General features: G+C 41.7%; 11 protein-coding genes and 1 tRNA gene. 11 read left to right on the plus strand and 1 reads right to left on the minus strand.

The window, feature by feature from the left end:
• The 11 genes from Q0058_RS05285 to Q0058_RS05335 all read left to right on the plus strand — a co-directional run.
• The coding region (locus Q0058_RS05285) for a T9SS type B sorting domain-containing protein (RefSeq protein ID WP_298221701.1) at positions 1 to 2,261 on the plus strand (2,261 nt) is incomplete at its 5' end.
• Positions 2,262 to 2,383: 122 nt separating this feature from the next.
• Positions 2,384 to 2,992: a uridine kinase gene (udk, locus tag Q0058_RS05290; protein ID WP_298221702.1), complete on the plus strand. Its 609-nt coding sequence runs from the start codon at positions 2,384 to 2,386 to the stop codon at positions 2,990 to 2,992.
• Positions 2,993 to 3,115: 123 nt separating this feature from the next.
• The gene (locus tag Q0058_RS05295; RefSeq protein ID WP_298221703.1) at positions 3,116 to 3,445 is read left to right on the plus strand and encodes a septum formation initiator family protein; all 330 of its coding nucleotides are present in this window, start codon (positions 3,116 to 3,118) and stop codon (positions 3,443 to 3,445) included.
• A 21-nt stretch (positions 3,446 to 3,466) separates the two neighbouring features.
• Positions 3,467 to 4,825, plus strand: coding sequence for a methylmalonyl-CoA mutase subunit beta (locus Q0058_RS05300; protein ID WP_298221704.1), 1,359 nt, complete (start codon positions 3,467 to 3,469; stop codon positions 4,823 to 4,825).
• Between the two features lie 16 nt (positions 4,826 to 4,841).
• Positions 4,842 to 6,965 (plus strand): methylmalonyl-CoA mutase, encoded by a 2,124-nt coding sequence (gene scpA / locus Q0058_RS05305; RefSeq protein ID WP_298221705.1) that lies wholly within the window; start codon positions 4,842 to 4,844, stop codon positions 6,963 to 6,965.
• Between the two features lie 46 nt (positions 6,966 to 7,011).
• On the plus strand, positions 7,012 to 8,064 hold the full coding sequence (locus tag Q0058_RS05310) for a hypothetical protein (protein WP_298221706.1): 1,053 nt from the start codon (positions 7,012 to 7,014) through the stop codon (positions 8,062 to 8,064).
• 92 nt (positions 8,065 to 8,156) lie between these two features.
• Complete coding sequence (locus Q0058_RS05315) at positions 8,157 to 9,767, plus strand: hypothetical protein (RefSeq protein WP_298221707.1); 1,611 nt, start codon at positions 8,157 to 8,159, stop codon at positions 9,765 to 9,767.
• A 163-nt stretch (positions 9,768 to 9,930) separates the two neighbouring features.
• Entirely contained in the window at positions 9,931 to 10,851 is a 921-nt protein-coding gene (locus Q0058_RS05320; RefSeq protein ID WP_298221708.1) for a T9SS type A sorting domain-containing protein, read from the plus strand.
• Between the two features lie 186 nt (positions 10,852 to 11,037).
• Positions 11,038 to 11,736: a hypothetical protein gene (locus tag Q0058_RS05325; protein ID WP_298221709.1), complete on the plus strand. Its 699-nt coding sequence runs from the start codon at positions 11,038 to 11,040 to the stop codon at positions 11,734 to 11,736.
• A 56-nt stretch (positions 11,737 to 11,792) separates the two neighbouring features.
• Positions 11,793 to 11,866: transfer RNA gene (locus Q0058_RS05330), tRNA-Pro, on the plus strand.
• Positions 11,867 to 12,695: 829 nt separating this feature from the next.
• Positions 12,696 to 13,823 (plus strand): methionine aminotransferase, encoded by a 1,128-nt coding sequence (locus tag Q0058_RS05335; RefSeq protein ID WP_298221710.1) that lies wholly within the window; start codon positions 12,696 to 12,698, stop codon positions 13,821 to 13,823.
• A 16-nt stretch (positions 13,824 to 13,839) separates the two neighbouring features.
• Here Q0058_RS05335 and murB read toward each other — a convergent pair whose 3' ends face one another.
• Complete coding sequence (gene murB, locus Q0058_RS05340) at positions 13,840 to 14,853, minus strand: UDP-N-acetylmuramate dehydrogenase (RefSeq protein WP_298221711.1); 1,014 nt, start codon at positions 14,851 to 14,853, stop codon at positions 13,840 to 13,842.
• Positions 14,854 to 14,878: the final 25 nt, after the last annotated feature.

Consider the following 14,878-nt stretch of genomic DNA (forward strand, 5'->3'; position numbering starts at 1 on the left):
CTTTACCAACTTTAAATTCGACAGGAACCATTACTTATTTCGCAGCAGCCGGAAATGGTTGTCCGTCATTAACCAGAACACCAGTAACATTAACAATAAACGCAGCTCCGGCAGCTCCAATTTCAGGTGGAAACATCACGCAATGTCAAGTATCGCCAATACAAACATTAACCGCTACAGCTAGTGTTACGTTGGGACAAACGATTACTTGGTTTGATGCGGCTACTGGCGGAAATGTTGTGGCAAACCCTAAACTCAACAGTATCGGAACCATTACTTATTATGCAGAAGCGAATGATGTGACTTGTCATTCCTTCACAAGAACTGCGGTTATCTTGACAATCAATCCTGCTCCGGCAGCACCAATCACTGGTGGCGATATATTCCAATGTGTATCGTCTCCGGTGCAAACAATCACCGCTGTGGCTACAGTCCCTGCCACACAAACGATTACTTGGTTTGATGCGCCACTTAATGGGAACATTGTTCCAAATCCTTCCATCAATACTGCGATTTCTGTGATTTATTATGCGCAAAGCAATGACGGAACCTGTAATTCCTTGACCAGAACACCCGTAATTTTGACTATAAACCCTTTACCTGTTGTACCCAATATAGGAACTATAGTGCAACCGGATTGTTTTACAAGTACGGGTTCGGTCACCATTTTCCCTGTTCAGGCTGGTGTGACTTATAGTTTAGATGGTGGCCCATTCACAACGACCGCTTTCTATGGTTCGCTCAGCGCTGGAGTGACCCATACATTAGTCGCGAAAAATACAGGAGGTTGTCTTTCAACTCCGGCTTCAGTAATCATGCAGCCACAACCTATCACGCCTAACATTCCAACTTACGTGGTTACCCAACCTACTTGTACCAATTCAAAAGGAACCATAACCATCAATGGGGTAAGCGGTGAAACTTACAGTTTTGATGGCGGCCCGTACATCAGCACCCTAACTTACGGCAACCTGTCCGACAATTCCACCCATACGATCAAAGCCAAAAATGCTGCGGGTTGTTTCTCGCCGGTAGCCACGATAGTTTTAAACGTTCAGCCTTTAACTCCGGCAGCACCAACACTGACGCCAATACAGCCCACTTGTAAGGTACCTACTGGAAGCATATTAGTTTCTGGAGTGATCGGGCAAGCTTACAGCCTTGACGGCGGTGCCTTTTCAAACAATTTGACTTATGACCTGTTATCACCCGCGATTACACACAATGTCAGAGCTATTAATGCTACTGGATGTATTTCAGCGCCGACCAACCTGACTTTAGATCCGCAGCCTCCAACACCGAATGCGCCATCTTACATGACGGCACAGCCTAATTGCACCACAGCTTTGGGTGAGATTACCATCAACGCAGTCGTAGGAGAAACTTACAGCTTTGACGGAAGTGCTTATTCGGGTACTTTAATTTACAGCAATCTAGCACCAGCCAATTACACCATTACTGCCCAAAACATATTTGGTTGTACCTCAGCCATTGCTACTGCTATTGTGAATCCGCAACCCATCACAGCCACTCCTGCTATTAAAGATGGCGTGATCTGCGTGGATCAACTCACTGGAATACCGATCAGAACTTATACTTTAGAAACAGGCATCGACCCAGCGACACATACATTTATATGGACATTAGACAATGTAGTACAAACCAACACGGGGAATACCTTCGTAGCTACACAAGCCGGTGTTTATACTGTGATAGCAACGAACACAACTACTGGTTGCGATTCGGTAACAGCCACAGCCAACGTGACCGTTTCTTATCCTGCGTTAGGAATTACCACACAAGTATTGGGTCAGTTTGATAACGATACAAGCATTATCGTCACAGTCAATACCGGAACCGGACCATTCCTCTACCAGTTAGATCACGGGCCTGTCCAACAATCCAATATGTTTGGCTCCGTGGAACCGGGAACTCATACGATCATCGTAAAAGATGAAAACGGTTGCACCTATCTGACTACGGAACTTATTGTCCTCGGTTACCTGAATTTCTTCACGCCGAACAACGATGGCTATAATGACAAATGGAACATCGTCGGGTTAAGAGACCAACCTGATGCCACCATTTATATTTATGACCGTTACGGAAAATACATCAAACAGCTCAGACCAGAAGAAGAAGGCTGGGACGGAACGTTCAACAACACGCTCATGCCCGGAACAGATTATTGGTTTACAGCGAAGTATACCGAAAACGGTCAAGCGAAAGAATTCAAAAGCCATTTCTCTCTGGTGCGATAAATTGATTCGCCATTCATGCTAAAAAATAACAGGAATTTAATTGTCCGTGATTTCCATAAAAAACAAATTCACATTCAATTAAATTCCTATTTTTGTCTTGAAAACTATAACCCAACTATTGTATGCTAATTATTGGAATTGCAGGCGGAACCGGTAGCGGAAAAACTACCGTAGTGCACCAAATCATGAATGAATTGCCCGAAACCGAAGTCGGGATCATCTCCCAGGATTCGTATTATAAAGACAATTCCAATCTCAGTTTCGACGAACGCGCCCTGATCAATTTCGACCATCCGCGCGCCATCGATTTCGATTTACTCGTGCAGCATCTCCAAGAACTCAAAGCAGGAAACACAGTAGATCAACCCGTTTATTCTTTCGTTACGCACAACAGAACCGACGATACCGTTTTCACCCATCCTAGAAAAGTGATGATTGTCGAAGGCATCCTAATCCTCGCCCATCCCGAACTCCGCGACTTATTCGACGTCAAGATTTTCGTGCACGCCGACTCCGACGAACGCTTAATCCGCCGTTTAAAACGTGACATTGCAGAACGCGGCCGCGACATGGATGAAGTGCTCAACCGCTACCAAACGACGCTCAAACCGATGCACCAGCAATTCATCGAACCAACGAAAGCGTTTGCCGACATCATCATCCCGAACGACAAATACAACACCGTAGCAATCGATGTGGTTCGCGCCGTAATTAATCAGAGAATTTCATAAATAATTCGTACTTTTATGCTGCTTTTTTTGAGGAGCTAATCCCGCTGTACGCTATATCTTTCGCGCCGAACGCCGGCACAAAAGGATGCCGCTGCCATCGGGGCTAATACATTCAGAATCCAAATGGAAGAACAACCACAGCAAGAAAAACACTGGTTCATCAAATTCGTCAGCAATAAATACGTTTGGGTATTGCTGTTCTTCTGCGCCTGGATGTTGTTCCTCGACAATTACTCCTACTTCGATCATCGTGTCCTTGACAAAGAAATCGACGAACTCGAAGCCAACAAAAAATACTATCAGGAAGAAATCAGAAAAGACCAGGAAAACATCAAACTTTTGAAAAATCCTGACCAAATTGAAAAATTCGCGCGCGAGAAATACTATATGAAACGCGACAGCGAAGACATTTACATCATCGAATACGAAGGCGACACGGTAAAAAAATCATAAAATTTCAAATCCAAAATTCCAATGGCAGAAAATCTATTCCACGACTTTGAACCTGTTTCTTCCAAACAATGGAAACAGCAAATCCAGTTCGAACTCAAAGGCGCCGACTACAACGACACCTTACTTTGGAACAGCCCCGAAGGTATCCAAGTCAAACCGTTCTACCACGTTGACGAAGCCACAATACCTTTAGCCGTAACGACCAAAGCCACGGAATTCAAAATCGGGCAAGCCATTTTCGTACACGACATAGACAAATCCATAGCCCGAGCGATTGACAGTTGCAAACGCGGCGCGGAAAGCCTTTATTTCATGATAGAAAACGAAGAAACCGACGTTGCCAAACTATTAGAAAATCTTCCTTTAGATTCGGTTGCGATCCACTTTCATTTGACGTTCCTTTCAATCGATTTCGTAAAAAAAATTGAGACCATTGCCAAAGCAAAAAACGCAAAATTTTTCATCAACCTCGACCCGATCGGGCATTTAGCCAAAGAAGGAAACTGGTTTACAACCGCTGAAAAAGACAACTTCGAAACCTTGAATTTGCTTTCTTCTGAAAGTTCAATCCTGAGCGTTGATGGCAGTTTATACCAAAACGCAGGCGCGAACATGGTGCAACAAATCGCTTACACTTTAGCACACGTCAACGAATATTTCAACCGCATTGTAACTATCGATCAACCTATAGTTTTGAAAGTTGCCGTAGGAACGAACTACTTTTTTGAAATCGCGAAACTGCGTGCGTTACGCATTTTATTCCACCTGATTGCCAAAGAATACAACCATACACAAGATTGCCATTTATTGGTCATGCCGACCAAACGCAACAAAACGATTTACGATTACAACGTCAATATGCTGCGCACAACGACCGAATGCATGAGTGCGATTTTTGGCGGTGCGGATACGATCATCAACCAGCCTTACGATGCGTTATACCACAAAGACAACGAATTTGGCGACAGAATTTCAAGAAACCAATTGCTGATTCTCAAAAAAGAAAGTTACTTCGATAAAGTTGACAATCCGGCGGACGGCAGTTATTACATCGAAAGTCTGACGCAGCAACTTGCTGAAAAAGCACTGGCATTATTCAAAGATATCGAAGCCAACGGCGGATTCCTGAAGCAACTCAGCGATGGCACCATCAAGCGAAAAATTCAAGAAAGTGCCGATAACGAGCAAAAGCTTTTCGATGAAGGCAAAGAAATCCTGTTGGGCACGAACAAATATCCGAACAAAAACGACAAGATGAAAAACGATTTGGAGTTGTTTCCGTTCGTCAAAATCAAACCTAGGAAAACCTTGATTACGCCGATTATCGAAAAACGTCTGGCCGAACAAACAGAACAGGAACGCTTAGCTGCTGAAATATAACTTGCGAGACATTACCATGAAAAGAAAAGACCTCCAACATATCACTCTCAACGATTTCGGAACTGAAAAACGTCAAGCATCAACCGATAACTTTCTGATGGCGGAAGGTATTGAACTCCAACCGAACTATTCGAAAACCGACATCGAAAACCTAGAACATATCGGTTTCGGTGCTGGCTTCGCTCCTAACTTGCGCGGTCCGTACGCCACTATGTATGTGCGCCGCCCGTGGACAATCCGCCAATACGCAGGATTTTCTACCGCTGAAGAAAGCAATGCTTTTTACAGAAGAAACCTCGCTGCCGGACAAAAAGGCTTGTCGATCGCTTTCGATTTACCAACGCACAGAGGTTACGATTCCGATCACGAACGCGTAGTTGGCGATGTAGGAAAAGCAGGCGTCGCGATTGACACTGTTGAAGATATGAAAGTGTTGTTCGACCAAATTCCATTACAGGAAATGTCGGTTTCGATGACTATGAACGGCGCGGTTTTGCCCATTATGGCGTTTTATATCGTCGCCGCAGAAGAACAAGGTGTGTTGCCAGAACAACTTTCGGGAACGATTCAGAATGATATTTTAAAAGAATTCATGGTGCGGAATACTTACATTTATCCGCCGACACCATCGATGCAGATTATTGCCGACATCTTTGAATTCACGAGCAAAAAAATGCCGAAATTCAATTCGATTTCGATTTCTGGTTATCATATGCAGGAAGCCGGAGCCACTGCCGATATTGAACTCGCATATACTTTAGCCGATGGATTGGAATATATCAGAACCGGTTTGGCGACAGGAATGAAAATCGATGAGTTCGCGCCAAGGCTTTCGTTCTTTTGGGCGATTGGGATGAACCATTTCATGGAAATCGCTAAAATGCGGGCCGGTAGAATGATTTGGGCGAAATTGGTCAAACAGTTTCATCCGAAAGATGATAAATCGCTTGCACTCAGAACGCATTGCCAGACTTCAGGTTGGAGTTTGACCGAACAAGATCCGTTCAATAATGTTGCTCGAACTTGCATTGAAGCAGCAGCAGCAGCTTTTGGTGGAACGCAATCCTTACACACCAACGCTTTAGACGAAGCGATTGCCTTGCCTACTGATTTCTCCGCACGAATTGCCAGAAATACGCAGATATTCCTTCAGGAGGAAACCAAAATTACCAAAACCGTCGATCCTTGGGCGGGTAGTTATTACCTAGAAAGTTTGACGAATGAAATCGCGCAAAACGCTTGGAAACTCATAGAAGAGGTTGAAGAACTCGGCGGCATGACCAAAGCGATCGAAGCCGGAATTCCAAAATTGCGTATCGAAGAAGCAGCAGCCAGAAAACAAGCGCGTATCGACAGCAATCAAGACGTCATTGTGGGTGTCAACCAATACCGTTTGGACAAAGAAGATCCATTGCACATTCTAGATGTTGACAATCAAATGGTGCGCAAACAACAAATTGAACAATTGCAACACATCAAAGCGTCTCGAAATACAGAAAAAGTAAAAGAATCACTGAATCAATTAACCCTTTGTGCACAGACCGGGAAAGGCAATTTACTCGAATTGGCCGTAGATGCCGCCCGAAACAGAGCCACGCTTGGCGAAATCAGCGATGCGTTGGAAACCGTTTTCGGCAGATACAAAGCACAAATCAAATCCTTTAGTGGCGTGTATAGCAAAGAAATCAAAGACGACAAAAGTTTCGAGAAAGCCAAACAATTAGCTGATGCTTTTGCCAAAAAAGAAGGCCGTCGCCCAAGAATCATGATTGCCAAAATGGGACAAGACGGACACGACCGCGGCGCCAAAGTAGTAGCGACGGGTTATGCCGATGTTGGTTTTGATGTCGATATAGGGCCGTTATTCCAAACGCCTGCCGAAGCTGCGAAACAAGCGGTTGAAAACGACGTGCACATTCTCGGTGTTTCATCATTAGCCGCAGGACACAAAACCTTAGTTCCTCAAGTCATCGAAGAACTCAAAAAATACGGTCGTGAAGACATTATGGTCATTGTGGGCGGTGTGATTCCGGCGCAGGATTATCAATATTTGTTTGATGCCGGTGCGGTAGCAGTTTTTGGACCAGGAACTAAAATCAGCGAAGCGGCGATTAAGATTCTCGACATTTTGTTGGATTGATGCTATGCTTATGAAAAATCGGTTACCACTTTATAAACTTTGCCTTTTGTTATTCGTTGTCGCACTTTCGTCATGCTCTTCGGATGACAGCGATTATGTAGCTATTGAAACCTCTCCGGTCGTGCTTAATTTAGCGGATGTTCCTTATGCGAAATTGTCCGATTACAAGTTTTTTGAGGGCGAAATGAAAAACCAACAGCCCGCTTATGGCGTCATTGCTTTCAAACCTGCGAGTGAGCTCTTTACCGATTACGCGAAGAAAAACCGCTTTGTGTGGATGCCTGACGGAACTAAAGCCACTTACATTAATGATGGCGAAATTTTGAATTTACCGGTAGGTGCGGCATTGATTAAATCATTCTATTACAACAATGTACAACCTGCCAACACTACAAAAATTATTGAAACCCGTTTAATGATCAGGAAGTCTACAGGTTGGATTTATGCAGAATATGTATGGAACGATGAGCAAACCGATGCGTTGCTTCAAATTCAGGGAAGTACGCTTTCGCTTTCTTGGATCGATCAAAATAACGCAACACAAACCATCGATTATAAAATTCCCGGAACCAATGATTGCAAAATGTGTCATGATGTTTACGGCGAAAGCAAACCCATTGGCATCAAACCTCAAAATCTAAACAGCAATTATAACTATACTTCCGGAACCAAAAACCAGCTTTCAAAATGGATTGAATTTGGTTATTTAGAAAATAATTTACCCGCAACTATAGTGTCCATAGTAGATTATAAAGACACTTCTAAAAGTTTAGATTTGCGCGTGCGTTCTTATTTCGACATCAACTGTGCGCATTGTCATCAAAATGGTGGAAATGCTGATTTCACAGCCATTAGATTGGCATTTGATCAAACTATAAACCCAACTAATATGGGCATTTGTATTGGAGGACTTCAAGTTCCCGCTATTACCCGTGGTCGTATTGTTACGCCACAAAATGCCAGTCAATCTACTTTATTTTACATGATGAATACCACAAATCCGAGTTTTCGAATGCCGCGAGTAGGCAGGACTATCGTGCATCAGGAAGGCGTTCAGCTTGTAGAGCAATGGATTAACTCGCTTCCGGCCTGTCCTTAAAGTTAAAATTCCATCTAATAAATAATTTGTAGTATATTTGGGCTTCTTCTAGCAATTTTCAACTCTCTTATTTCTAATTTAATTTATTCGCTATGAATATATTTCAGAAGTTTAGTTGCTATGTACTTCTATTTTGCTGTTGCTTAGGTTACGCCAATCCGTCCGACAATGTGCTGCTCCAAAAAGGTTGGGATGCTTTAGTGAAAGACCATGAAAACGAGGCCTTCAGTTATTTTTGGCAAGCGTTTGAAAAAGCAAGAAAAGAAAACAACACCCAAGACAAAGCCGAATCATTGTTATATCTGGGCATCTGCTCTTTCGGCGCCAGTTCCGAAAAGGGTTTGCGTTATGTAACACAATCTTTGAGCGAATACAAAAAACTAGCATCCTCAAATCCGGAGTTTGCCAAAAAAGGCAGAAGCCGTTGCTTACAGCTCATCAGTACGATTTACAGCCGACAGAAAAAATATAAAGAAGCCATTGCGTTGAGTAAAACAGTTGTAGCGGATCTTCAAGGAACTGACGACAAAGAAGGCACTTTAGGACTCGCCTATTCCAGCCTTGGAACTTTATATGAATATCAAAAGCAAAGTGATTCTTCCGCTTACTTCTTCAAACGTGCTTTAGCGGAATTTGAGAAACAAAAAAACATCGCTTATTTGCCAACGGCCTATGTAAAAATGGGCGATTTAGCGAAGAGGAACCGCCAGAAAGAAATCAGTTTTGGCTTTTACAACAAAGCGATACAACTCGCCGATACTTCCGAGAACAAGCAAGCACAGGTGCATTCGCTCGTGGCTTTGGGAAAATGGGAACTCGATTTTAATCACGATGAAGCCAAAGCGGAGATTCATTTCCAAAAAGCAAAACTGATTTCGCAAAATCTTTCCGATAAAGTATTTGAAATCAAAGCCATACAGGCACTTATTGATTTAAAAAAGAAGCAAAATAAATTTCTAGAAGTAAGCCAACTCCAAGACGAACAAATCAAAATCAAAGACCATTATTATTCCCTTGAAAGAGAACAGATTGCCAAAAATCTTGAAGTTCAGTTTGAAGTGGCCGAAAAAGACCGCAAGCTCGAACTGATTTCCAAAGAAAAAGAAGTATCTAGGCTGACCAATTATCTTTTGTTCAGTTTGGTCATGCTGCTGGTCATCGTGTTTTCATTTCTGTATTTTTTCCTCAAACGCATCAATAAGCGCGACAAACAACTGCTCAAAACTAAGGAAGAATTGTTTACTGTTTTGGAAGAACAGAAGCAACTTAAAGAACAGCAATTTGAAAACGACCTCGAGCATAAGGAAAGTCAATTGAGCGCGATTACATTGCAGATGCTTCAGAAAAACGAACTGCTCGAGGAAATCAAATCGATCATCAACAAAAAAGAAGACACCACAGAAAAACAACTGACCAAAGTCATCAACAGCCATTTTACGCAGGACAACAACTGGAACGACTTTGATAAATATTTTGAAAGCGTCAATAAGAATTTCTACAACAAGCTCAAACAGAAATATCCGGACATCAGCTCGAATGATTTAAAAATTTGTGCCTTAATCAAGCTCAATCTTTCCATTAAGGAAATGGCTTCGATTCTCAACATTTCACCAGACAGTGTCAAAACAGCACGATACCGTTTGCGGAAAAAGCTACAACTCACTACTGAGGACAACCTGACGGAATTTATTTTATCAGTGTAGTTTTTTTTTAGTAAGTCTACCCGCTATTCATCAGTATTTAAGGCATTGTATACCTTTTGTCTACCTGTTTTTTGACCTATCGTATTACAAAATGTTTACTTTTGGAATATGAAATTGCTATGAAGAAGAAGTTTCATTTGGTTCTAACTTTAAAAAAAATATCATGAAAAAAAATTATTTTTTAAACATGGCCGCCTTTCTGACTGTTGCGTATGGAAGCATGCAGGCTCAGGTAGTCAACGGTAATTTTGAGACCATAAAAGACAACGGAATGATCAGCAATTGGAATACCAATAGGTTGTTACCAGTTGCTATAGAAGTTGAAGGTGAGCCAGTAGAAAATCCGATTTCATTCGGTTGTTGGCCCGGATTTGTTTTTCCAAGTTCGGATGCCTATTGCGGTCAAAACGCGATGCAACTTACCAATGCGTGGGATATGCAACAAAACATTGTCTATCCGGGAACTTCCTTGATTTTCAATGATGCCGAACAAGATTTCCCAGGTTGGAATCAAGGGGTTCCGATCAATTCAGGAGATTCAGTAACGATGCTAGGATTTTTCTATAAGTTCTTCCCGATGGGAAATGACGTAGCCGAAGCCCGACTCATCCTTTTGGATGCCGATGGACAGGAACTCGGAAGAGCTACAGCAGATATCAGCGAGATGACTCCTGAATTTGAATATTTGTATTCGCCGGTTCAAATTACGGCACCGGGAACACCCGTTTCGATGCAGATTTTATTCTCGATGGCTAAAGAAGGTTCTACTCCGGCATTCGGAAGCACTTTGATTGTAGATGATGTTATTGTGAATTTTACAGCACTGGCCGATGATCAGTTCCAGCAAACACAGTTTTCCGTTTTTCCAACCGTGGCAAGCCATGAGATTAACATTATGAAAGGAACTGCCGCTTCCAGTGGAGCCTATGATTTCACCATCAGCAACATCGAAGGTAAAATCGTCAACAACCAAACCGTTCAACTGTCAGGCAATAACCCTGTAACCGTTGATGTAAGTCAACTTTCCAAAGGCGTTTATATTATTTCCTCAAAAGGATTTTCGACCAAATTTGTGAAGCAATAAAAAACTTAAAAATCATATAGAGCCTGACCGTCATCAAAAAACTGTCAGGCTTTTTTTATTTCCTTTTTATTTTCTATTGATTATTTTATTACTTTAGTCATACCCATATTGCGTTTTTCCCCGAAAACTGTAGCTTATCATCCTACCGATTTTAAAATCACGATGTCTTTCTATAAAAGAAATTGCATGAAACTAGTAGGTTATATCAAAGAAAAAAAAGAAAATTCGTTCAGGATTCCTGTATATGCTAACGCCAAAGGCGCTTTTTTTTTCCATACTGTCGATGAGCGTTACAACATTACTGATTTTGTTGCGGCAACTTATCCAGAAAAGAACTTCCAGAAAATATACCTGTCCAGAAAATTTGAAACGGGAAACAAAGGCGCCATTGTTTTTATAGGCTCTGAAGGTTATCTTCATTACAACGAAGCGCCTTCTGCGATTGAAGAAATCATCCATTATCTGAACGATCATAGCACCATTGCCAATATCAATGTCTTGTTAGACGAAGCGATGTTGCTCAAAAACAGAATATTTTCAGACCATTTTGTCGTTGATAATTTTGTCGTAAAAATGGACCCGACTGACGATCATATTATTTTGTCTTTTGATTTCCCATCGCCTAAGAAAAACAGTATCACCGAAAAAGAAACTACAAACGGAAATCCAGAAATACCGCAAAAAAGAAGAGAACAAACAGTACCACTGGAGCAGGAAAGCGATCCTGCCTTTAACAACGCCATCAAGCAATTGAATGCTGTAGACATGAATTTTGAGCTTAAACTTAAATTGCGTGCCGAAGAACGCAGGAGTAAACTCAAAACGTTCAATTACCAATTCAAATTGAACCAGAATACCGCCAAAAGAAAAAATTCGGCGGAATAAATTTGTCAAATAATTTTCACAAAACTCAGCAAAAAAATATATTTGCAGTCCAATTGCGGGATGTAGCGCAGCCAGGTAGCGTACTAGCATGGGGTGCTAGGGGTCGCTGGTTCGAATCCAGTCATCCCGACAACAAATCCTTTTTGCGCCAGCAAAAAGGATTTTCTATGAAAAATACAATGTAAGTCCCACTTACAAATTGTATTTTTCATAGAAAATCTCAAGGTTTTTTTTCAAAACCTTGAGGATTTGTTGTAACGACACCCCCAAAAGGATCACGCAAGTAATCCAGTCAAAACCTAAACTCAAAAACCTATAGGATTTGTTGTAACGACATCCAAAAAAGGATCACGCAAGTAATCCAGTCAAAACCTAAACTCAAAAACCTATAGGATTTGTTGTAACGACACCCCAAAAAGGATCACGAAGTAATCCAGTCGATCAAAAAAACATCCAAATAAAAAATCATTTGTTGTAACGACACCCCAAAAGGATCACGCAAGTAATCCGATCTTCAAAACAAAAACATTCCAATCAAACCTTTTATTACAACGATACCCCAAAAAAAGATCACGAAGTAATCCCGTCAAAACCAAAACTCAAAAAACTATTAAAGATTTGTCCCAACAAAACCCAATAACGATTACTTTAAAACCATTTACTTTCAATAGAAAATATCTGGGTTTTCGATTTTACAATAAGTACTTCAAAATTTGATACGACCACAAAAACCGCAATACATAAAACCAATTAAAAAACAAAAATTATAAAGTTAAGACACGGCCCTAGCCCCGATAGCAACGGCATCCTTTTGCGGCGGCGTTTACTTCGTCAGTTCACTGCACTCGTTTGACGCAAAAGATATAGTGGATAGCGGGATTAGCTTATAAAAACAAACCTTTAAATTATTTTTCAAACCAAATCCAATTGTTTATTTTTAGAACATCAATTCCATGCTAATGACCAATTCCCCACAGCCAACCACAAGCATTTTTTCCGTCATGACCCAAATGGCCAACCAATACAACGCCATCAATTTGGCGCAGGGTTTTCCTAATTTTCCCGTAGATCCGGTTCTAAAAAACATCACTTCAAAATGGGTTCAGGAAGAAATTCATCAGTATCTACCGATGGCCGGTTATCCATTGTTATTGGAAAAAATTGCCCAACTGACTTATGATTCTTATGCGAGAAAAGTAAATCCGGCTTCCGAAATTCTGATAACTGCCGGTGCCACACAAGGAATATTTACAGCCATCCAATCGTTGGTTCACCAGGGCGATGAAGTCATTATTCACGATCCAAGTTATGATTGCTACGAAACACCGATCTTACTGCGCAATGCAAAGCCTGTTCGGATTAATATGAAAGCGGATTTCACGCCAGATTGGGAAACTATTGGCGATGCGATAAACCCAAAAACGCGCATGATCGTCATCAACAATCCGCACAATCCTTCCGGTAGAATCTGGACGGAACATGACTTTATCCAACTCGAAAACCTATTGGATATTTATCCAGAAGTGCTCGTGCTTTCCGATGAAGTCTACGAATATATTACTTTTGAAAACCGTCATCTTTCCGTACACCAACGTCCGAAATTGTGGGATAAATGCATCAGTGTGTCTTCCTTTGGGAAATCATTCCACATCACAGGTTGGAAAATCGGTTATTTAGTGGCTTCAGAGCCTTTGATGAATGAAATTAAAAAAGTGCATCAATACCTGGTATTCAGTGTCAACAGCCTCGCGCAATATGCGATTTGCGAGTATCTGGATCATGTGAAGATTCATGAACTTAGGGATTTCTACCAGCAAAAAAGGGATTTGTTCCGAGAGCTGTTGCAACCTTCAAAATTTGAATTGCTGCCGTGCGAAGGTTCTTATTTCCAAACGGTTTCGTATGCCGGGATTTCAGACGAAAGCGACATCGAATTTACGAAAAGACTTGTGCGGGATTTTGGAGTGGCCGCGATTCCGCTTACGCCGTTTTATAAGGATTATAATGATTCGAAGTGCATTCGGTTTTGTTTTGCCAAAGACGACGCGACTTTAATGGAAGCGACAAAAAGAATTGTAAATCTATAATAGCAAGAGTGAATCTCTAAATCACGTTGACTTCAGCTTCAATATGGATTCCAAAAGTGTTGAAGATGGTTTGCTGAATATCTTTAGAAACATTGAGGATTTCCTGCCCTGTGGCATTTCCATAATTCACCAAAACCAAAGCCTGATTTTTATGGATGCCCGCGTCGCCGAAACGCTTGCCTTTGAAACCGGCCTGTTCGATGAGCCAACCTGCGGGAACTTTCACTTCAGTAGGCGAAACTTCGTAATATTTCATTTCGGGAAACTTGCTGTGAATCGGTTCAAAATCGCTTTTGAGCAAAATCGGATTTTTGAAAAAACTGCCGCTGTTGCCGAGTTCTTTCGGATCGGGCAATTTGCTCTGACGAATCGCAATCACCGCGCGGCTTACATCCTGAATCGTTGGGTTTTGAATGCCTTGTTTGGCCAATCCCGATTGGATGTCGCCATAAGCCGTATTGATTTTATGGTCGCGTTTGGTCAACTGGAAAACCACTGAGGTAATGATGTATTGGTCTTTCGCTTCCTGTTTGAAAATGCTTTCGCGATAACCGAAATGACAATCTGTATTGGAGAAGGTTTTCATGGTTTGGGAATCGATACGCATCGCTTCACAAGAAACCATCGTGTCTTTGATTTCAGTGCCGTAAGCGCCGATATTCTGAACCGGTGTGGTGCCTACATTTCCCGGAATCAAAGACATATTCTCCAATCCGCCGAAATTCTGCGACAAAGTCCAGAGTACGAATTCATGCCAATTTTCACCCGCTTGACATTCAACCCAAACATAATCTTCGGTTTCTTTAATAATCTTTTTGCCTTTGAGATCGATATGAATGACCAAAGCATCAATATCCTGCGTTAACAACATATTGCTTCCGCCACCCAAAATAAATTTCTTTTCGTTGGCATTTTGCTCCAAAATCAAACGCAATTCATCAAGCGAATGTACTGCCACGAATTGCTTCGCTTTGGCCTCGATGCCGAACGTGTTGTAGTGCTTTAAAGAAAATTGATTGAGGATTTCCATGTGCTTTTTTTCAAATTTACAGCAA

This window comes from Flavobacterium sp., from assembly GCF_027484705.1.
Taxonomy (GTDB): domain Bacteria; phylum Bacteroidota; class Bacteroidia; order Flavobacteriales; family Flavobacteriaceae; genus Flavobacterium.

What these genes read in the sequence shown, in the direction of transcription:
- udk (WP_298221702.1), top strand. Translation starts at nt 2,384, where the DNA reads ATGCTAATTATTGGAATTGCAGGCGGAACCGGTAGCGGAAAAACTACC.
- Q0058_RS05295 (WP_298221703.1), top strand. Translation starts at nt 3,116, where the DNA reads ATGGAAGAACAACCACAGCAAGAAAAACACTGGTTCATCAAATTCGTC.
- Q0058_RS05300 (WP_298221704.1), top strand. Translation starts at nt 3,467, where the DNA reads ATGGCAGAAAATCTATTCCACGACTTTGAACCTGTTTCTTCCAAACAA.
- scpA (WP_298221705.1), top strand. Translation starts at nt 4,842, where the DNA reads ATGAAAAGAAAAGACCTCCAACATATCACTCTCAACGATTTCGGAACT.
- Q0058_RS05315 (WP_298221707.1), top strand. Translation starts at nt 8,157, where the DNA reads ATGAATATATTTCAGAAGTTTAGTTGCTATGTACTTCTATTTTGCTGT.
- Q0058_RS05320 (WP_298221708.1), top strand. Translation starts at nt 9,931, where the DNA reads ATGAAAAAAAATTATTTTTTAAACATGGCCGCCTTTCTGACTGTTGCG.
- Q0058_RS05325 (WP_298221709.1), top strand. Translation starts at nt 11,038, where the DNA reads ATGAAACTAGTAGGTTATATCAAAGAAAAAAAAGAAAATTCGTTCAGG.
- Q0058_RS05335 (WP_298221710.1), top strand. Translation starts at nt 12,696, where the DNA reads ATGACCAATTCCCCACAGCCAACCACAAGCATTTTTTCCGTCATGACC.
- murB (WP_298221711.1), bottom strand. Translation starts at nt 14,853, where the DNA reads ATGGAAATCCTCAATCAATTTTCTTTAAAGCACTACAACACGTTCGGC.